Source organism: Persephonella sp. (assembly GCF_027023985.1).
Taxonomy (GTDB): domain Bacteria; phylum Aquificota; class Aquificia; order Aquificales; family Hydrogenothermaceae; genus Persephonella_A.
In genome coordinates, this window is the sequence record NZ_JALVTW010000008.1 from 1 (window position 1) to 19,982 (window position 19,982).

Annotated in this window: 23 protein-coding genes; 6 read left to right on the forward strand and 17 right to left on the reverse strand. The window is 33.1% G+C overall.

Annotated elements, in window-relative coordinates; all coding sequences use genetic code 11:
• Positions 1 to 241 precede the first annotated feature (241 nt).
• Complete coding sequence (locus MVE07_RS01260; protein WP_297452991.1) at positions 242 to 382, reverse strand: hypothetical protein; 141 nt, start codon at positions 380 to 382, stop codon at positions 242 to 244.
• Between the two features lie 113 nt (positions 383 to 495).
• Here MVE07_RS01260 and MVE07_RS01265 point away from each other — a divergent pair, with 113 nt between their 5' ends.
• Entirely contained in the window at positions 496 to 759 is a 264-nt protein-coding gene (locus MVE07_RS01265) for a hypothetical protein (RefSeq protein ID WP_297452993.1), read from the forward strand.
• An 8-nt stretch (positions 760 to 767) separates the two neighbouring features.
• Positions 768 to 1,655 (forward strand): bifunctional methylenetetrahydrofolate dehydrogenase/methenyltetrahydrofolate cyclohydrolase FolD, encoded by an 888-nt coding sequence (folD, locus tag MVE07_RS01270; protein WP_297452995.1) that lies wholly within the window; start codon positions 768 to 770, stop codon positions 1,653 to 1,655.
• On the opposite strand, the gene MVE07_RS01275 is transcribed toward folD, so the two are convergent.
• Genes MVE07_RS01275 through MVE07_RS01300 form a run of 6 tightly spaced genes read right to left on the reverse strand, consistent with a single transcriptional unit; the run spans position 1,642 to position 6,188 of the window.
• Complete coding sequence (locus MVE07_RS01275) at positions 1,642 to 2,256, reverse strand: DUF502 domain-containing protein (protein WP_297452998.1); 615 nt, start codon at positions 2,254 to 2,256, stop codon at positions 1,642 to 1,644. The two genes, folD and MVE07_RS01275, sit on opposite strands and share 14 nt — an antisense overlap.
• Complete coding sequence (locus MVE07_RS01280; RefSeq protein ID WP_297453001.1) at positions 2,249 to 3,118, reverse strand: ATP-dependent Clp protease proteolytic subunit; 870 nt, start codon at positions 3,116 to 3,118, stop codon at positions 2,249 to 2,251. Before MVE07_RS01280 ends, MVE07_RS01275 begins: the two co-directional genes overlap by 8 nt.
• Positions 3,119 to 3,129: 11 nt before the next feature.
• Positions 3,130 to 3,810 (reverse strand): dUTP diphosphatase, encoded by a 681-nt coding sequence (locus MVE07_RS01285; RefSeq protein WP_297453003.1) that lies wholly within the window; start codon positions 3,808 to 3,810, stop codon positions 3,130 to 3,132.
• 14 nt (positions 3,811 to 3,824) lie between these two features.
• Entirely contained in the window at positions 3,825 to 4,565 is a 741-nt protein-coding gene (locus tag MVE07_RS01290) for a carbonic anhydrase (RefSeq protein ID WP_297453004.1), read from the reverse strand.
• A 12-nt stretch (positions 4,566 to 4,577) separates the two neighbouring features.
• Complete coding sequence (gene galT / locus MVE07_RS01295; RefSeq protein WP_297453005.1) at positions 4,578 to 5,615, reverse strand: galactose-1-phosphate uridylyltransferase; 1,038 nt, start codon at positions 5,613 to 5,615, stop codon at positions 4,578 to 4,580.
• 24 nt (positions 5,616 to 5,639) lie between these two features.
• Entirely contained in the window at positions 5,640 to 6,188 is a 549-nt protein-coding gene (locus MVE07_RS01300; protein ID WP_297453007.1) for a DUF507 family protein, read from the reverse strand.
• Positions 6,189 to 6,261: 73 nt separating this feature from the next.
• On the opposite strand from MVE07_RS01300, the gene truD reads away from it, so the two are divergent.
• Positions 6,262 to 7,158, forward strand: coding sequence for a tRNA pseudouridine(13) synthase TruD (gene truD / locus MVE07_RS01305; protein ID WP_297453009.1), 897 nt, complete (start codon positions 6,262 to 6,264; stop codon positions 7,156 to 7,158).
• Here truD and MVE07_RS01310 read toward each other — a convergent pair.
• The 5 genes from MVE07_RS01310 to dnaG are packed head-to-tail and all read right to left on the reverse strand — an operon-like array spanning position 7,148 to position 12,877.
• Positions 7,148 to 7,897, reverse strand: coding sequence for a DUF523 domain-containing protein (locus MVE07_RS01310; RefSeq protein ID WP_297453011.1), 750 nt, complete (start codon positions 7,895 to 7,897; stop codon positions 7,148 to 7,150). The two genes, truD and MVE07_RS01310, sit on opposite strands and share 11 nt — an antisense overlap.
• Positions 7,881 to 8,561, reverse strand: coding sequence for a hypothetical protein (locus MVE07_RS01315; RefSeq protein WP_297453013.1), 681 nt, complete (start codon positions 8,559 to 8,561; stop codon positions 7,881 to 7,883). The genes MVE07_RS01310 and MVE07_RS01315 overlap by 17 nt, the downstream gene beginning before the upstream one ends.
• The gene (hemH, locus tag MVE07_RS01320; protein WP_297453014.1) at positions 8,542 to 9,495 is read right to left on the reverse strand and encodes a ferrochelatase; all 954 of its coding nucleotides are present in this window, start codon (positions 9,493 to 9,495) and stop codon (positions 8,542 to 8,544) included. The genes MVE07_RS01315 and hemH overlap by 20 nt, the downstream gene beginning before the upstream one ends.
• A gap of 11 nt (positions 9,496 to 9,506) precedes the next feature.
• Entirely contained in the window at positions 9,507 to 11,237 is a 1,731-nt protein-coding gene (gene rpoD / locus MVE07_RS01325; protein ID WP_297453088.1) for an RNA polymerase sigma factor RpoD, read from the reverse strand.
• Positions 11,237 to 12,877 carry a DNA primase gene (gene dnaG / locus MVE07_RS01330; protein ID WP_297453016.1) on the reverse strand — a complete coding sequence of 547 codons (1,641 nt, stop codon included), beginning with the start codon at positions 12,875 to 12,877 and terminating at the stop codon, positions 11,237 to 11,239. Before dnaG ends, rpoD begins: the two co-directional genes overlap by 1 nt.
• Positions 12,878 to 13,221: 344 nt before the next feature.
• On the opposite strand from dnaG, the gene dnaA reads away from it, so the two are divergent.
• Positions 13,222 to 14,541, forward strand: coding sequence for a chromosomal replication initiator protein DnaA (gene dnaA, locus MVE07_RS01335; RefSeq protein ID WP_297453018.1), 1,320 nt, complete (start codon positions 13,222 to 13,224; stop codon positions 14,539 to 14,541).
• A 40-nt stretch (positions 14,542 to 14,581) separates the two neighbouring features.
• Here the strand turns inward: dnaA and MVE07_RS01340 are convergent, their stop codons facing one another.
• From MVE07_RS01340 to rpe, 5 genes are all read right to left on the reverse strand, one after another.
• A complete protein-coding gene (locus tag MVE07_RS01340; RefSeq protein ID WP_297453020.1) occupies positions 14,582 to 14,704 on the reverse strand; it encodes a hypothetical protein in 123 nt (40 codons plus the stop codon).
• Between the two features lie 64 nt (positions 14,705 to 14,768).
• Positions 14,769 to 15,989, reverse strand: coding sequence for a folylpolyglutamate synthase/dihydrofolate synthase family protein (locus MVE07_RS01345; RefSeq protein WP_297453022.1), 1,221 nt, complete (start codon positions 15,987 to 15,989; stop codon positions 14,769 to 14,771).
• The gene (lgt, locus tag MVE07_RS01350) at positions 15,986 to 16,753 is read right to left on the reverse strand and encodes a prolipoprotein diacylglyceryl transferase (protein WP_297453024.1); all 768 of its coding nucleotides are present in this window, start codon (positions 16,751 to 16,753) and stop codon (positions 15,986 to 15,988) included. The genes MVE07_RS01345 and lgt overlap by 4 nt, the downstream gene beginning before the upstream one ends.
• Before the next feature lie 30 nt (positions 16,754 to 16,783).
• Positions 16,784 to 17,314 carry a peptide deformylase gene (def, locus tag MVE07_RS01355; RefSeq protein WP_297453026.1) on the reverse strand — a complete coding sequence of 177 codons (531 nt, stop codon included), beginning with the start codon at positions 17,312 to 17,314 and terminating at the stop codon, positions 16,784 to 16,786.
• Positions 17,315 to 17,316: 2 nt separating this feature from the next.
• Entirely contained in the window at positions 17,317 to 17,985 is a 669-nt protein-coding gene (gene rpe, locus MVE07_RS01360) for a ribulose-phosphate 3-epimerase (RefSeq protein ID WP_297453090.1), read from the reverse strand.
• A gap of 117 nt (positions 17,986 to 18,102) precedes the next feature.
• Between rpe and MVE07_RS01365 the strand changes: the two genes are divergently transcribed.
• Together MVE07_RS01365 and MVE07_RS01370 are read left to right on the forward strand one after the other, a co-directional pair.
• Positions 18,103 to 19,332, forward strand: a complete 1,230-nt coding sequence (locus tag MVE07_RS01365) for a hypothetical protein (RefSeq protein WP_297453028.1) — start codon at positions 18,103 to 18,105, stop codon at positions 19,330 to 19,332.
• Between the two features lie 112 nt (positions 19,333 to 19,444).
• On the forward strand, positions 19,445 to 19,936 hold the full coding sequence (locus MVE07_RS01370) for a hypothetical protein (RefSeq protein ID WP_297453030.1): 492 nt from the start codon (positions 19,445 to 19,447) through the stop codon (positions 19,934 to 19,936).
• Positions 19,937 to 19,982 lie beyond the last annotated feature (46 nt).

A 19,982-nucleotide genomic window follows, 5' to 3' on the forward strand; every position in this document is an offset into this window, starting at 1 on the left:
ATGATTAGCGAACTGCATAAATTTTATGCAACTGAAAATCTGTAGAAATTTCACAATTTGGGGAAAACATTGATAATAAAGGCTAATAGGTAAATTTTAAGGAGAAATTTATACACATTTAAAAACATAAAATTATCCGCTAAGCCGCAAAAATCTAAGCGCTGGAACTGACCCGCTATTTTGAGGGTATTGTAGCTATGTGACTATAAATCTGGATTTATGCGTTATAAAGGGAAATAGTTTAGATTTTTATTTTGAATTTATTTTTTCTTTTTTTAATTTGCTGAGCTATGGCTTTTATATAAGCTTCTGATTTTTCTTTATCTCTAAACTTTTTAATTTTCTTTTGAAATTTATCTATATTTTTCTCTTCCTTTTGCAATTCCGAAATTGGACTTTAAAAAGTCTTATAATAAAGTTTACTTATACTGCGATTTTTCTAATATACCTTTCTTTCTGGTATAATTTTTTTAATATCTTTGTGTGGGGAAACATTTGGAAAGCAGTATTTTAGACAGCAACATAGAAGTTGAACTGGAATTTTTAATAGTTTCAAATAGCCTTAATTTAGATACTTTAAGAGATTTACAGGAAAACGATGAGATAGAAATAACAAATCCCCAATACATCATTACAGTTAATAAACTTCCCTTTTATATCCCAAAAATAAAAGAAGAAAACGGGCTTATCATAGGTAAAATATTAAAGATATTAGAGCCTTCAGATGCACTAAAATATAAAGAAAAATATTTACTATAGGAGAGAAAATGGCAGCTGTTATTTTAGATGGAAAATCCCTCGCTAAGCAAATAAGAGAAGAACTCAAAAAGGAAATAGAGGGATATTTGAAGCAAGGACATAGAAATCCTAATCTGGTTGTTATACTTGTCGGAGAAGACCCTGCAAGTCAGGTATATGTAGAAAACAAAAGAAAAGCCTGCAAAGAAGTCGGTATAAATTCAATGGTTTTTAAACTTCCTGAAAATACTACCCAGACAGAACTCCTTGAACTGATAGGAAAATTCAACGGGGATGAGGATATAGATGGTATTTTGGTTCAGCTCCCTTTACCATCACATATAAACACTCAGGAAATAATTGAAGCAATTAATCCCCATAAAGACGTTGATGGATTTCATCCTGAAAATATGGGTAAGTTAGCCACTGGCAAAGATGATGGGATAATTCCTTGCACTCCCCTTGGTATCTGGATTATGCTTAAACATTACAAAATTCCTACATTCAAAAGGGATGTTGTTATAGTAGGCGCAAGTAATATTGTAGGAAAACCAATGGGGCTTTTATTCCTTAAAAATGAGGAAGCTCCTGTATCTATATGTCATATAAACACAAGAGACCTTAAGTCTTACACAAGAATGGCGGAGATACTTATCGTTGCCGTCGGAAAGCCTGGACTAATCACAGCAGATATGGTTAAAGAAGGTGCTGTTGTAATAGATGTTGGTATTAATAGATTAGAAGATGGTTCTTTAGTTGGTGATACTGATTTTGAGGCTTTAAAAGAGAAAGTATCAGCAATAACACCAGTTCCCGGTGGTGTTGGCCCCATGACAGTAGCTTCTTTACTGCTAAATACAGTGAATATTTATAGAAAAAAACTTGGTTTTGCTCCACATCCTCTTACGCAGATTTGATATTATCCCGGGAAACTATACCACCTGATAGAATAATTTTTGTTGCGTCCTCAACAGACATATCTGTGTGGATTACCTCGTTCTCTTTTACAAAAACTGTATACCCAGAGGTCGGGTTAGGTGCAGTAGGCACATAAACCAGATAATAAATCTCTCCATCCACAAGGGTTTTATTTGCAATAAACCCTATTGAATACATGCCTTTTCTGGGGAATTCTACCAAAACAGTTTCTTTAAATTTGCCTTTTCCCTTTTGATTAAATAGGTTTTCCATTAGCTGTTTTACAGCCAGATAAACAGAGCGGACTATTGGTATTCTGTTTATTAAACTATCCCATAGAGAGATAACTTTTTTCCCGAAATAATTCTGGGCAATTAATCCAATAAGAAAAATCAAAACAATTGTAATAAGAAGGCCAATACCCGGAATATTGGGTATTGGCATTATATATCTAAGAATAGGTAAAACCAGATTATTTACAAAGGCCAGCAGCCATACAACAATCCATATTGTTATGGCTATAGGAATGAAAACAAATAAACCGGTTAAAAAAATATCTCTTAGCCTGACAATTAAAACCTTTTTTCTATAATCATTCACTTTTGCTTCCTGTTGGTGCCCCATTATTTCCCGGTCTTTGATATGGAACCGGTATGTATTGAACTGATGGTGTTCCAGCCGGTTGTGGATATAAATCCATTAGTGCATAAACTTCTTCTGGAACATCTGTAGAAACCTTGAGGCCTAAAGCCTGTAAATGTTCCACAGTCACAGGATAGTCATGGGTATATTTACCGGTTGATAACTCTTCTGCCACTCTTTCTGCGATTTCCTCACTGTAGCCCTTTTTCAATAATAGCTTTTTAACATTTTCAAACATCTGTTTAAGTGCCTTTTCACTCACATCAATTTTTACCCATGTTGCATCATCAATTTCATCAGGCTTCTTAAGTTCCTTAATTTTTACTAAAGAGGCTGCAGGTTCCTGTCCAAGCTGAGGGTCAACAGGTCCTAAAACTGCATGTCTATCAAGAATTATCTCATCTGCAGCAAGTGCTATAAGTGTTCCTCCTGACATGGCATAATGGGGGACTATTACCCTTACAGGTGCTTCGTGGTCTGCAAGTGCCTGTGCAATCTGTGTTGCAGCAAGGGCAAGACCACCTGGGGTATGAATAATAAAATCAATAGGTAAATCTTTTGGGGTCATTCTTATGGCTCTTAAAACTTGTTCAGAGTCTTCAATGGTAATAAATCTCATCATAAAAAATCCCAGAAAAGAACGAGTTTCTTGTCTGTGAATCATTGTGATAACACGGGATTTTCTTTTTTCTTCTATTGCTCTGATAAGCCTTTCCCTACTCCACTCTAAAGTCTGGGCTTTTAACATAGGGAATATTAAAAGCAGTATAAATATCAACCAAAATAACTGGTTTAACCACATTGCAGCAGATGGATCCATCTCTATTCCTCCTAACCATGTATTTTTTCAAATGCTTCTCTTATTTTGTGCTCCAGTTCTTCTCTAGTTTTAATAGATTTAACAATCTCAAATAAATATTGATTATCTTCCATTCCGTTAATTGTTTTTTTGTATTCTCCTTTGTTGTAGCCTTTTTCTTGTCTAATATGATTAAGTATATTCTTACCTATATATAAAAGATATAATTTTTCAAAAGAAATTGTATTTTTTACCAGTATCCCAAAGAAAAATATTCCAAAATCCAAATCCTGTTTTAAAAATCCTTCTGCTACCCTTTCTGCAAGGAATATGATTTTTTTATACTTGCCTGTTTCTCCAAGATAATGATTTATTAGACTTCCATCAATATCTATATTTGTAAAGTCTTCATTAAGGCCTTTTAAAAATATATCAATAGCATTACTCTCTACTGCTTCTTCAGGTTTTTCATAATCCATAAGTATATAAGACATAATAAAATGCCATATATCAACGACTTCTATTTGAACATTTTCCATGTCAGGAGTCTGTTTTTTCCACCATTTCCATGGCAGACTATCCACAAGCTCTGCACACTCTATCCATGTTGCCCGGGCAAAATCTTCTTTTGTCCTTATCTGTCTCCAGTTTTCATTTATTTTTTTGTTTAGTTTGTCCTGTAATTGAAACATCTCAATAAACTTGTCTTTCATACTCCACTCCATATTTATTTTTTCTCAATTATAAGACGGGCATTTATAGGTTGAACAGGTCTGTTATTGTTAACTCCCATTACTTTTTGGAATTTTTCAATCTGGCTTTTGGACATTTCTATTGGTGTTTCCATAACTATCCATCTGACCCCTTCTGAACAAGGTGGAGTTGTAAGGGAACCTGAATATCTAAAATAGCTTCTATGTTGTGGTAGCAATGTAGAAGGATTAATATTAACTATTCTGTTTTCCATCCCCGGCTTTGTAGGCATTTTTTGCCACAGTTTTTTGATAGTTGGATTTTCCCTTCCTTCTTTTACAAACACGCCGATAACTGCTAAATTTCCCTGTCTATCTTTGTGAACAAAATGAATTTCCATAGGGAAATGTTTGCCTCTTAATGTATGCTCACTTGGGGAATGGAAATGAAACTGTTTCAGGTGAAACTTTTTACTATCAATAGTCATGTATCCACCGCTTGTATAGGTTACTTCAATGGTATGTCCATTATTTAGAATTGTTTTGGAGCCTGAGCTGTAATTTATTTTTACATCTTTTAAAGAAGCTCTTATAGGGTCTTTGATATCAATAGGAGATTGGTTTTTTCCTATCTTGCACATAATATATCTTGTGCTCATACTTCCCCAGTGCTCTGGGCCATATTTTCCTGTATATCCCCAGTGTTGTGAAGAGTGATGCACTCCACAGCCGAAAACAAAGGCAGAAATTGCAGCAACAGATAAAACTCTTTTCATTTATCTCCCTCCCTATTTTATAGATTTTTCTCTAAGATACTTTGCTGCTTCTTCTGGTGGTGTCGGGTTTATGAAATATTCAGTTCCCAGTTCAAAACCTGCATGAATAGCTATCCTTGGCAGAATTTCTATATACCAATGGAAAAATTTATCTATATCATAAAAATAATCAGGTCTACCGGGGATATCTCTTATTGGTGGTGCTGTATGCAAAATCAGATTAAAAGGTGGATTATCAAATACTTTTGCCAGTTTTTTTACCGCTATTTGTAAAGTTTTTGCAAGATCTTCTAAATCCTCATCTGTAATATTTGAAAAATCATGGGAATGAAACTTTGGGAGTATTCTCATTTCAAATGGAAATGCAGATGCATAAGGAGCATAAATTAAAAATCTGTTGTTTTCTTCTATAATTCTTTCTGCATGTTTTCTTTCATATTTTATTTCATCACATAAAAAACATCTTTCCTTTTCAACAAAATATTTCCTTGTCTGGTTTATCTGTGTATCTATTCTCTTAGGAATTCGTGGCAGTGCTATAAGTTGTGAGTGGGAGTGATAAAGACTTTTCCCTGCTTCTTTTCCATGATTTTTGAAAATCTGAACATAATAGATATTTTTGTCCTTATAAAGCTGTTTCATCCTTTCCCTATAAGCAAGAAGCATAAGGAAAATTTCACCTACGGAAAAGTCTTGTAATTGCTTATAGTGGTCAGGGATATCTATAATAACTTCGTGATATCCAAACCCACCCATACGGTCATATATATCTTCAGAATCTCTAAAAAAATCTTCTTCAGGTCGGACTGCAGGAAATTTGTTTGGGATTATACGAACTTTCCAACCCGGTGTGTTAGGAGAACTTCCGGGTTCTCTAATCGCATAGACTTCAGGTGGAGTTAAATGTTCTTTACCTGGTTCAAAGGGACATTTATTTATATCGCCTACTTCCTTTCCCCATCCTACAGGATAGTCATGGGGTCTTTTGGCTCTTTCTTTGGATATAATAACCCACGTATTATTTAGTCTGTTATAACGAAGTTCTGGCATAAGAAACTCCCACGACGGGGAAGATTATAAAAGCCCTCTTCTTTTAAGGGCATCTTCATATATTCTGTTATACAGGATCCTCCACTCTGGAGTTCCTTCAATAATTTTCTTTGAATAAGATTTAATTCTCTGTCGGACTTCTCTGTCTATCTCTTTTTCTTCTTTTACAAGTTGCTTGAGCATCTCAAATACTTTTCTTCTTATTTTGTTAGGATGCTCAAAGATTTCTATGCTATCATCTGTTTCTATATATTTTTTAATTCTATGGGCTATCTGGTTCATTCTTTCTTCAGGGTCAAGATGTATGTTTCTTTCTTCTGCGAGTTTCTCTTTTACTTTTAAGACCGCTGTTCTATATCTGATGTCTTCTTCTTCTATAAGATGCATGTGTTGTTCTACAAGCCTTTCTGCTTCTTCCTCTATTTCTTTTTCTTCTTGAATTGCATTGTTTATTATTTCAAATAATTTATCTCTAAATTCTTCTTCATTTTCAGCTTCTATATAGTGCTTTTCTATTAATTCCTTTTCTATATTGTTTACAATTCTCTCTACCAGCCTTGCTGGTATTTTCATTAAAGTCCTCCTCAAATAATATTCAGAGTGTTATTATATTACACTTTAAATCTTTTTCAAAATCAGGGTAAAAATGGGGAAAATAATTTATTTTGACTGGAATATAAAGGAAAAACCTTCAGATTTTTTAGTAAAGGAAGTGTCTGAACTTGAAAAAGACGAAAACGAGCAGTTTTATCTTTATCTGCTAATTAAAAAAAATATGAACACAAAAGACATAACAGATAGATTTAAACTGAGTTATGCAGGTTTAAAGGATAAAAATGCAATAACTTTTCAGTATGTAACCTCACAACAATTTTTAGGGAATACAATTTTTGAAAAAAATCAAGATAGCTTTTTTGCATTAATTTATCAGGAAAAAGTCCGAAAAAAGCTTAAAATAGGACAGCTTAAAGGAAATAAATTTTCTATAAAACTAAAGGGACACAGGTTAAAACTGAAAGACTGGTTTATTAACTATTACGACCTCCAGAGAATAATTAGGAATAGAGAAAGAGGGAAAAAATTATTAAAAGAATTAAAATCAGGAATTAAATGGAAACATCTCAAATGGAGAGAAAATTTTTATATTGATGCTTATCTTTCCCATCTATGGAATAAAGCTGTTATGTATGCATTAAAACAGAAATATGACGGGTTTTTGGTGGTGGAAAAAGGAGTTAAATATTTTATCCCCTATACAGATCATAATGAGCTAATGTCTGATTTTTATAAGTTTTTCCCAATTCTGGGATATAAAGTAAAACTATCCTCTGAAGAAGAAAACATTTACAGGGAAATTACCCAAAAAGAAATTCCATTTGACGAACTTATGGAAAAATTATCCCAGCTCAGAATAAAAGGTGATTATAGGAAAACATTTCTAAAAGCTGAAGATGTTTATATAAAGGGAGACAGAATTAATTTTTTCTTACCAAAAGGAGCTTATGCAACAATGTTTCTGAAAAATCAGGAAATTATTCGCTAATGAGCTCTTCAGGAAAAATAATATATTTTTTGTAAACAGGGTCGTTTAATATTTTCTGTTTGAAATCTGGAATTTTGTTGTTTAGCCACTTTTGACCAATTTTTCTGGAAAATATCTTTAAAAAATTTTGATACAAAGGATTTTTTTTGAATTTCTCTGTCTGTTTTTTGCTAAACAGTTTCAAAATTTCCTCAAAATTTTTTACAAACTGCTGGGTTTCCATTGCTCTGTAATTAAAAAATAGATAAAGCTTTGTTAAAAATATATATTTTTTATAAAAATCTTTCAGCATTAGTTCGTCTGCCGCAGGATGATATGGAAATTTTTCTTTAACAGCTATAGCAAAAAGCCCCTTTCTTCGTCCTATATATCCTTTACCTTCCGGCGTTTTATATGTTTTAGTCCCTGAAAAACCACAGCTTGGGGACTTGCTTTTAAGCAAAAATCCATCTACTTGTGGAAGATTATCTAAAAATTTATAAGAAAAATCCTTTAGAGGCTTTGTTAAATCCCTACGGGTTTCTGGTTGATATACTTTGTATCTGTTTTCTTTCACTACTATTATCTTTGGTCTTGGAACAGGAAGACCTATCTCAACTTCCGGACATACAGGGATAATATCAACGTATTTTAGAAGTTTTTCCACAAAAGGGTCGTAAGCATTGGTTCCATCATACCGAACATTTTCACCGGCAAGACATCTACTAAGAACAATTACAGGTTTATTGGAACTGCTCATTTATCTCTTTTATCAGATTTTTATGCTGGGATGTAAATTCCTTTAATTTTTTTATAGCCTGATTTAAAGTTTCATTTGCTTCTTCTTCAAGGGTTTTAAATCTTTCAAGATTATTTTTATTAAAGAAATATAGCTTGTTATCCTTGACTATATAGCCTTTTGTTTTATTTAATGATTCCAAATACAATAATGCCTTTTGTTTTTTCTCTGCATAATCGGCAAGTAAATCAAAGGCTTCTTCCAGTATACGCTGGTTATCTATCATATATTTGTAAAAATAATCCCTTAACTCATCTGATATAGGTGCTTTTTCAAGAACTTTAAATGTTTTCATTCTAAACGTAATATAAGCATCACTTAATTTTTGTTTCAAATCTTGCGCTTTTTGTTTCAAATTAGAATATTGATTTATCAATTTCTGAATGCCTTTTAAGTCTTTAAAATTGTTTACTGATTTTTCTATCTGGTTAAGTTTTGTAATTTCTTCATTTATTTCCTTTATAGCCTGATTATAAATAGATACGAAATTACTGAGAGATTGCTGAGATTGTTTTATATTAATCTGTTTTTCTTTGATATATGAATTTTGAGCAAAAACAGAATTTACAGAAATAAAAATTAAAAAGAATAACAATCCTATGGCTTTAATTATTACTCCTTTCAATATCTTCCCCCACCAGAGTTTGTAATAGTTTTATAAAAGTCGGACTATCTTTTAAAGTCTCTATTCTTTTATAATGGGTTATTCCTTTATTATTTGCAAACTTTTTATATACAATATCAAGTTCATAAAGGGTTTCCGAATGTTCTGAGACAAAAGATATAGGGACAACTGCAAGTTTTTTAATGCCTTTTTCTGCAAGCTCAACTATTTTTTCATCGGTAAAAGGCTGTAACCATTTTACAGGGCTGACTTTTGATTGATATGCAATTGCATATTGATTTTGTGGAAAATGTTCCATAATTAGCCTTACACTCTCTTCTATCTGGGATTTGTAAGGATCCCCCTCTTTTATTATTTTTTCTGGCAGAGAATGGGCTGAAAATAGTAGAAAGTAATCCTGATATTCATTTCCAAGCTGATTTTTAATTTTTTCTACCCATGCCTGAATAAAAAGGGGATGGTTATGATAGGATTTTATCTCTTTAACAGGAATATTTAGAGCTTTTTTGTTGTAAATTCTGTAGAACTCTTTAAATGAAGAACCGGTTGTGGTTTTGCTGTAATAAGGATAAAGGGGAAGGAGAATAATCTGCTGAACATTGTTTTTTATAAGGGTTTCTACAGCCTCTTCTGTAAAAGGATGCCAGTATCTCATGGCAACAGTTACAAGATAATCGTTTCCTAAAAGCCGTTGCAGTTTTTCTGCCTGTTGTAAGGTCTGCTCCTTCTGGGGAGATTTTCCTCCCATATGGATATAGTATTCTTTTGTTTTTTCTGCCCTGATTTTTGAGATTAGATATGCAACCGGTTTTTGAATAGGTCTTGGAATTCTTATTATATCGTGGTCAGAAAAAAGATTATATAAAAAAGGCTGGATGGCCTCCAGACTATCGGGGCCACCCATATTCATTAAAACAACACCTGTTTTAGTCATCTATCACCTGATTAGTCTTCACAGAAAGGTCTGAGATATTTTGCCCTGTGTGGATGTCTGAGTTTTCTTAAAGCTTTTGCTTCTATCTGTCTTATTCTTTCTCTTGTTACACCGAATTTTTTACCAACCTGCTCCAGTGTGTATTCTGTATCATCTTCAAGACCAAATCTATATCTGAGGACCTGTTCTTCTCTTTCAGAAAGAGTTGAAAGAACTTCCTCAAGCTGCTGTCTGAGTGCCTGTCTAAGAACATGTTGCTCCGGAGACAGAACTGTTTTGTCTTCAATGAAATCTCCCAGGTGTGATTCATCATCATCTCCAATAGGTGTTTCAAGTGAGATAGGTTCCTGAGATGTTCTGAGGATTTTTCTAACTTTTTCTGCAGGCATTCCAACTTTTTTAGCTATTTCTTCAGGAGTTGGCTCTCTTCCAAGCTCCTGAACCATAGAACGTGAAACTCTCACCAGCTTGTTGATTGTTTCTATCATATGAACAGGTATTCTAATTGTTCTTGCCTGATCTGCTATAGCTCTTGTTATTGCCTGTCTAATCCACCATGTAGCATAAGTGGAGAATTTATATCCTTTTTTGTAATCAAATTTATCAACAGCTTTCATAAGACCGATATTTCCTTCCTGAATTAAATCAAGGAACTGGAGGCCTCTGTTTGTGTATTTTTTAGCAATAGAAACCACAAGTCTCAGGTTAGACTGGACAATTTTTTGTTTTGTTTCATTAACTTCTTTTCTTCCTTCCTGAATGATATTTATAACATGTTCAAACTCTGTTGGGACTGTTCCTATTTTTTCCCTAAGTTCTGCTATTTCTTCCTGAAGTCTGAGGGTTTCTGTTCTGAGAATTTCAAATCTACCAAATGAAAGTCCGTTTTCTTCAATTTTTTTCAGAATTTCAGGATCGTTATAATCACCTTTTAAGAGCTTTTCAACATCAGGGTCTATTTTTTGGAGCTTTCTAATTCTCTTATTTAGGTCTTTTTCTTTTCTTTTGAGTTTCATATACAGGTCTTTAAGCTCATCTGCTATCTTGTCTAATTTTGTGAATTTGATATTCAGGCTTTTGATAAATCTGTTTACCTTTGCGTGTTTTTTGATAAATTCTTTTTTCAGTTCTTCATTGTCAGGGTCTTCTATAATTGCTTTCTCAAGGTCTCTTAGCTCTCTATACATCTCAGCAAGTTTTAGACCTTTTGCAATAAACTCTTGTGTGATTGCATCCATTACTTCGGCTTCTTCTGTTTCTTCTTCCATATCATTGTTTGTTTCTATATTTATCAAGTCTTTTACTTTCATTTTTCCTTCAGCTATTTTTGCCCATTCATCAAGAAGTCTTTCAGCAAGGAAAGATGTTCTGAGAAGTCCCCTGAAAACTTTCTTTCTACCTCTTTCAATTTCTTTGGCAAGCATAATTTCTTCCTGTCTTGTTAAAAGAGGAATTTTACCCATTTCCTTGAGATAAAGTTTTACAGGATCGTCTGTTTTAGACCATGCATCATCAGAAAGATTAATACCTAGATGGTCTGATTCTCCTGAAAACTCTTCAGGTTTACCTTCCTCTACAACATCAATGTTAAGCTCGTTAAGATACTCAATAAGCTGTTCCAGCTCATCTTCTGACATCAGGAGGTCTTCATCAATTGTTTCAGAAAGTTCCTGATAGGTTACATAACCTTTTTCTTTTGCGAGGATGATGAGCTTTTGGACATCATCTCTTTCATGCATCATCATTTTTGCTTTCTTCCTCCTGTATATAAAGATTTTTTTGTCTCCAGTATTTTTTGGAGAATAGAATCATCTAAATTTGATAAGAATGTGGCATCTATCTCGGTTTGTTGTTTGAGCCAGTTTCTGTGAAGAAGATTAAGAGCCTCTATAGTATCTTCTGGAGAAACAGGTATTTCAAAATTTTTAATTTCTTCCAATTCCTCTAATTCCCCGCCTTTTAGTAACTCATTAATAAGATACATAAAATACGCAGAACCACTTATTTTATCAAACTGGTCAAACTCATTCAATATTTGGTCTTTATATAGCAATAGTCCCTTTAATATTAATTTTTCATTTAAAGGTAAACCTTTAAAACTGCTTATTTCCTCTTTTTCTACTTCAAACTCCCTTTCCTGAACCTCAAGCAATTCCACAGGAATTCCGGCTACTGTTGACAATTCTTTTAAATATACTCCCTGAATATGCTTATCCGGCATGTAAGACAAAATATCCAGATATAAATCTATGATTTCTTTTCTTTTTTTCAAATCCTTTTGTGCTTGAAGTCTATCAAGTAAAAACAGTAGAAAATCCTGTGATTTTTGAAGTTGATTTAGGACTGCCTGACTTCCTTCCTTGGCAAGCTCATCTGGGTCTTTTCCTTTTTCTATAGGGCAGTAATAAACCTCAATTCTATACGGAAGTAATACCTTCGCAGCCCTTATCGCTGCTTTTTTCCCTGCAGAATCAGAATCAAACATAAGAACTGCTCTATTTATAAACTTGGATAACAGCTTTCCATGTTCAGATGTCATTGCTGTTCCAAGGGTTGCAACAACATTTTTAATCCCTACTTGATACAGGGAAATCAGGTCTAAATAACCTTCAACAATAATGGCTTCTTTTTTCTCCCTGAGACTGTCCTTTGCATTATATAGCCCGTAAAGAACTTTTCCTTTGGAATAGATTTCTGTTTCAGGTGAGTTTATATATTTTGGGGATTTATTGTCTGATATTGCCCTTCCACCAAAGGCCACAACTCTGCCTCTATGGTTTTTTATCGGAAAAATAACTCTTCCTGCAAACTTATCAACAAAATCTCCACTCTCTTTTATGGTAATTAGCCCTATTCTCTGAAGCTCATCAACAGATATATTTTCTTTTTGTATAAACTGCTTTAAAGCATTACTTTCAAATGGTGAAAATCCTATCTCAAAGGTTTCTATTGTAGAAGGTAAAAGACCTCTTTTTTTCAGATAATTTTTAGCTTCTGAACTTTTTTTAAGCTGTTCCTGATAAAACTCTGTTATTTTTTGTGTTACCTGAAAAAGCCTGTTTTTTTCTTGAAATGATTTGTCTTCTTTGGTGAATTTAACAGGGATATTATATTTTTCTGCAAGCTTTATAACTGCTTCACCGAAGGATATACCCTCATACTCCATCAAAAATGTTATCGCTGAACCACTTTTACCACAACCAAAGCATTTAAATATATTTTTTTGGGGTGAAACCATAAAGGATGGTGTTTTTTCTGTATGAAAAGGACATAATGCTTTATAAGATGAACCGGCTTTCTCAAGTGGTATATACTCTGATATTACATCATATACATTGGCTACTCTAAGAACTTCTTCAACAGTTTCCTGGCTTATTGCCATTTATCCCTCTAAATCAGGAAATTAATTCTCAGATAAATTTAAATAAAAATTTTCTAAAAGCAATTTTATATGCGGGAATAAAAATATTTTTATGATTTAAATTACAGTTTAAGAAACTGATAATTTATGACGATAGGATACTAAATGAAAAGTGTAAGGGGTTGAAATTAGTAAAAAAATTATTTCTTAGTAGTTGTAAAAGCAGCTTAATATAGGCTTCAGAGACACATTAAATACATAGGATTTTATCACAGATTTTTAATTTTTCAAAAAAAATTTTTATTTATATTTTCACTAAAAATCTTTCTATAATAGATACCCACAAAGATTAGAGGGGGTATCTATTGGACGTCTGGGGTAGCATCCTTTCTTCTATGTCTAAGCAGGTTGACCGTTCAACCCTTAGTTTGCTTAAAGGTGTAGAGAAAGCAGAGTATAAAAACGGCCATTTATATATCTCAACCCCGGACATTGTTTATAAAGAATGGCTAGAGAGTAATTTCCTGACCCAGATTAAAGAATATGCGATAGACCTTCTGGGAGAAAATCTGGAAGTTCATGTCATATCGGAAGATGAAGAAGAAATAGAAAAAGAAGTTGAAACAGTAAAACAGGAAAGGAAAACTCCTTACCGACTGACAAATCTCAATCCTAAATTTACATTCTCTAATCTAATCATAGGAAACTGTAATAAAATTGCGTATCAGGCCTGCATCGCTGTAGCAGAAAATCTTGGAAATCTTTATAATCCTCTGTTCATATACGGTGGTGTTGGACTTGGTAAAACACATCTTTTACATGCTACAGCTCATCAGGTTTTATCAAAAAATCCAAAAGCGAATATCATATATACCACAGCTGACACCTTCATGTCTGAACTTATCTACTATCTGAGAAATGGCTCAATTCTTGAGTTTAGGAAAAGATATAGAGATGTTGACCTCTTGCTGATTGATGATGTTCAGTTTTTGCAGGGAAAAGAAAGAACGCAAATAGAGTTATATCATATATTTAATGCCCTTCATCTTATTGGAAAACAGGTTATTTTATCTTCTGATACCCCGCCTAAAAATCTAAAAGGTCTACAAGAAAGGCTAAGAAGTAGATTTGCCAGTGGTCTGGTTGTTGAGGTAAAAGCACCTGACCTGCAGACAAAATTATCTATTCTGAGGAAAAAATCTAAAGAAATGGGCATATACCTGCCTTCAGATGTGTCATTACTGATAGCAAAAACAATAAACTCTAATATAAGAGAATTAGAAGGCTCTCTGAACAAGCTAAAGGCCTATAGCGACCTGATGGGAAGAACAATAACACTTGATATGGCAAGGGAAGTTCTAAAGGATTTATTTGAAATAAAAGAGATGGAAGTTTCCCTTTCAATTCAGAAAATACAGCAGGAAGTTGCCAATTACTTTGGGGTTAATATAAACGAGATTTTAGGCAATTCCCGTAAGAAAAAGGTTGCAATGGCACGCCAGATAGCGATGTATCTATCCAGATATTTAACAGACAAATCTTTAAATGAAATTTCAAGGGCATTTAAGAAAAAAGACCATACAACAGTAATAAATGCAATTGATAAAGTTGAAAAAACAATGGAAAAAGACAGAAAATTCAAATTAACAGTTGAGTTTTTAAGGGATAAAATTCTTACGTCATAAGAGTTTTACCAGACTTCTTTACCAATAGGCTCTCCCCAATTTAATTCTTTGTGTTTATTTTCAGGGGTAATTTTAGAAACCAAATTTTCAAGTTTTTTTCTGTTTTTTTCTTCCTTTTTTCTAATTCCTTAAGCTCTTTTTCTTCTTTTTTTACATTAATCATAAATCTATCCTCCTATGGTTAATCTATAAGATTTCTATATAACTGTCAATGATTTATACTATGCTTACTTAAACCTTTTTAACACTTCTCCTGCAAGGTAAAGAGAGCCTGTAATGAGAATTATGCTGTTTTGGTTAGCAATATTTCTGGCTTTTTCTATAGCTTTATCAATTTCAGGATAAAACTGAACTCCTTCTACATCTTTGATTTCTTCTTGGGTTATACCCCGTGATACTGGAATTTGAGTAACAATTGTCTCAACAGATTTATATTTAATCAAATTCAGGATTTTTTTCCATTCTTTATCTTTCATTCCACTATAAACGGTGATGATTTTTTTGTCCGGATATAGCTGCGAAATTTCCTTAAATGTCTCCACAATGGCTTCTTCATTATGGGCACCGTCAAGAATTATAAACGGATTTTCTGAGATAATCTGCATTCTACCGGGTAAATATGTATTTTCTGCAGCTTTTCTTATTAAATAAGTATCAATCCTTATATTATTTCTTCTAGCAAAAAGTATAAAAGCAGTTATCGCAGCAGACAGATTAAAAAACTGCCTTTTCCCAAGGAGTGAAGGTTTAATATCCTTAATCACAATATCCTGAAACATGTAATCAATACGATTTCCTTTATCTTTGAAGGTATACCCAAAGGGATAATGATATATCTCCCTAATACCCTTCATAACAGCCTGCGTAATTAAATCCATCTGCTCTGTTCCTATCACAAGGGGTCTGTCTTTGCGGGCAATACCTAATTTTTCAGAAGCTATTTTAGACACTGTATCTCCAAGTAGATGTGTATGGTCTAAAGATACATTTGTTATAACAGAAACTTCCGGATATATTACGTTAGTTGAGTCCCATCTGCCACCAAGACCTACTTCCAGAACAGCAATATCAATTTTTTCATCTGAAAAGTATTTAAAAGCCAGTAAAGTAGAGGCCTCAAAATAAGTAAGATTATGTTTTTCAATAACTGGCTTTAGCTGTTTTATATATTCCTCAAGCTTATCATCCGGTATATCCCGGCGATTTATTTGCCATCTTTCATTCTCTTCAACAAGATGTGGAGATGTAAACATTCCTGTTTTTAAACCATGATGTCTTAATATACTTTCCAAAAAAGCAGCTGTTGAACCCTTTCCATTTGTTCCGGATATTAAAATAGAAAGATAGTCTTGATGGGGATTTCCAATTTCTTCGAGGGCTGATTTTATCCTTTCAAGCCCCGGTTCTATATTAAAAACCTTTTTGTTAAATAATTTATACAGCTTCATTTTTTTAAAAAACCATATCCAAGAAGAACTATTCCTACAGCAACCATTCCCAAAGTAACAACCTGATTCCATGTTAAGCCAATAGGCAGTGGTGGAGTAACCCCTCTCCAAAATTCCAGTAAAAATCTTTCAAATCCGTATAAAATTAGATAAAGTCCGAATATTTCACCATCAAATAACTTTTTTCTGTAAGCAAGAAACAACAGTCCAAAAATAATAAAATTTCCAATTGCCTCAGCTGGCTGGGTAGGATACAAAGGGACTCCTGCAGGTGCAGAACTATCAGGATGATGTGGAAACGTAATAGCTATATCTTTAAATGGCGAATCTTCCGGAACCGGTTTTCCATAACAGCATCCAGCACAGGTACAACCTATTCTCCCAAAAGCATGACCAATTATGATGGAGATACCTGCAACATCGGCTATTTTCAGAATAGGAATGCTGTATTTTTTTAAGAGAAATAAAAGAATAATCGCACCACCGATAAAACCACCGAACCAGTCTATTCCTCCTCTCCAGACAGCAATATAGTCCATAAAGGAGTGGAACTGATCATGGTGTTCAATAATATAGGCAATTCTTGCACCAACTATTCCACCTAATACGGTGTATAAAAACAGATTTTCTATCTTTTTAGATTCAATTCCTTCTTTTTTCCCAAAATAAATTGCCGTGAAATAAGAAACCGTAAGACCTATGGCCACCAAAACACCATAGGTATGAATTGTAAAATCACCTATTTTTATTAAATCAGGGAACATTTCCTCTCCTTTCTAAGACAGCATGTTGTCTTATTTTGACTTGGCAAGTTCTTTTCTTTTTTTCATATATTTTTCAAGGGTTAATTTTCTTTTTACAGGAGATAAATATTTTATAAACGGAATTCCGTTTATGTGGTCAATCTCGTGTTGTAATACTATAGCCAGAAAATCATCTGCATCTATCTGTATATCCTTTCCTTCTATATCTTTTGCCTCAACAACTACTTTTTGTGCCCTCGGGATAGTGATTTGCACTCCCGGGAAGCTGAGACATCCTTCTGTTGATTCAACTTCTCCTTCTTTATGAACTATTTTAGGATTTATAAGGGCAAGCTTTATTCCTTCTTTGTTTTCCTCATTTTCTTCCCTCGGTGTGGTATCCAGAACTATAATCTGATATGGGATGCCAATCTGGTTTGCTGCAAGACCAACGCCTTCATGTTCATACATTTTTTGGAACATTACATCAATATACTTTTTCAGCTTCTCCGAACCAAAAAAATCAACCTCTTTCATCTTTTGCTTAAGTATTTTGTCCGGCCATGTTCTTATTTCATACATTTTCAAACCTCAACAGAAATTGCTTTTTGTTTCAGGTTTCTGACAGCCTGTGCAGGGTCTTCAGCTTTAAATATAGAACTACCTGCAACAAAAATATTAACACCTTCCGCAGAAACCTGTGAAATATTACTTTCTTTAATTCCACCATCTATCTCAATTAATATATCCGTTCTTCCTGTTTCTTCCATAAGTCTTTTTAGTTTTCTGATTTTGTGGAGTGTTTCTGGGATAAATTTCTGTCCACCAAAGCCGGGATTAACAGACATAACCAGAACATAATCTACAAAATAGATAATCTCCTCCAGTGTGTTTACAGGGGTTGCAGGGTTAAGAACAACACCTGCCTTTACTCCCTGAGATTTTATGTAATCAACAAGCCTATGGGAATGTATGCAAGCGTCCATGTGAAAAGAAATCATATTACAGCCGGCTTTTATAAAGTCCGGAACATATTTTTCCGGTTCAACAATCATAAGATGTGCATCAAAGGGAAGGTTAGTTAAAGGTCTTAAACTTTCAACTACCGGAATACCAATTGTTATATTTGGAACATATCTGCCATCCATTATATCCAGATGAATAATATCTGCCCCTGCCTGCTCAACGGTTTTGATTTCTTCTCCAAGCCTTGCAAAATCTGCAGACAAAATAGAAGGAGCAATCAGTTTTATATCTTCCAAAACAAAAAACCTCCATGTCATGTTTAAAATAAATCTATAAAATTCTAAAGGAACACTATTAAAGTTTACAATGATTTATGCTATTATTTTTGAAAAAAGGGGGAAAGCATGAGATTTACAGCTCTTGCCTTATTCATTTTTATATCAATTTTTTTATCTCAAGGCTGCTCTTCAACTCATAATATAACAAATAAAGAAATAAAATCTGTCCTAAATATAAAAACCAATCCAGATATTTCCCCAATACAATTGGCCAAAAAGATAAATCCAGAATTAAAAAAAGTAGGAACCGTTTTCCAGGTGGGAAGGATAACATATAAAGGGTTTTTTAACCCAACCAATTTGCCAAGAAGATTTATTAATAGCGAAAAACCTTATAATTTAATCGGAATTTTTAAAAATTATTGTGAAAATAATGGTGGTTTTTTCGTTTATAAATCTTATTCTGGAGGAAATATAGAAGTATTAAGTGCAAATATTACCCCAAAAAGTTTCAAAAATTTATGTGAATCAAGATTAAAAAGGACTTTTCCAAAATATGAATTACCTCCTGGATATATAAAAAAAAGATGGTATTGCTATGATAGTCTTTACCCTTCTTTACTTATAGAAAGTATCCATAAAGATTTGGATAATTTCCTGAGTCAACACATAAGAAAAGTAATAGGAAATATATACGGAAATCTAAAAAATACCTATACTTTTGCTTGTATGGATAAGGAAAAGTCTTTTCTCCTTTTGGCAAAAGAAAAGATGATAAATTATGATTTGCGCTATATGGACGTATATTTAGATGTAAGCCCTTCTATCATTTCTAGAATATCTACCTATACACAACAGGCAAAGCAAAATATAACTAAAACATTAGATAAATACTTGAGCGATAAGATAAATAAAGAAATTCAAAATAAAATCTTTGGTTTTCCCATAGATAAGGGTTCTCCCATTGAATATGTAGTTTTGGATACTCCTGATGCTGATTTAATAAGAAATTTGAAGCATATATCCTATAAATCCTATCTAACAATCTATATTAACAACAAATCCAACAGCCCTGTAATTTTAAAATTATTTGATAGTCTCTTTATTAAGAAAAATAACAAAACTTACGGCCTACTTTATCAAATTAGAACCAAAGATAAAACAGTCATTGCAGATACTTCTCCTAATTTAAATTTAGAACCTAACAATAAAATCCTCATAAACCCAGATACACGAGGAAGCATTACAGTTCCAATAAAAATAAGTTCTATACGTTATAACGATTTAGATGGAACTATACTAATAGTAAACAATTATAGGTTTTTACTCAAAAAACCGATTAAAGATAAAAAATAATTTGGGGAAAATTTTAAGATTAGAGTTATTAAGAAAAATCTTTCATATCGTATCAATACTGCTTTTGCTTGTTCCCCTTTATTTATGGGGAAGGTATTCTATAGCTATTTTGATGGCTTTTATGCTGGTTATGATTTTTCCTATTTCCTATTTCAAAATAAAAAATAAATTTACCCTTTGGTTCTGGCAGATAATCAAATGGGTTGAAAGGGATAAAAATCTAAAAATGCCTGCCAGACAGGCTTTTTCTCTGGCAATTGGTATGCTAATATCCTCCCTGATTTTTGATGAGAAAACACTCCAGATAAGTATTATCTCTACTGCTGTTTATGATGGATTTGCAACTATTTTTGGAATACTTTTTGGAAAGCATAAATTTCCATGGGGTAAAAGTCTGGAAGGAACTATTGGAGGAATTGTGTTCAATATTGCTGCACTTAGTTTAATTACTTCATTAAGCTATGCACTTTTAATCTCAATCTTTGTGGCCTTTGTGGAAAATTTTTCAAGGTCAGACAAATGGTTTTTAGATGATAATCTTATAATTCCTATATTCACCGGTATTTTCGTTAAGTTTTTTATTCATAAAATTTGCTTATTCTAAAATTTGATTTAATATTCATACATAAAAATTAAATAAACCGAGGTAT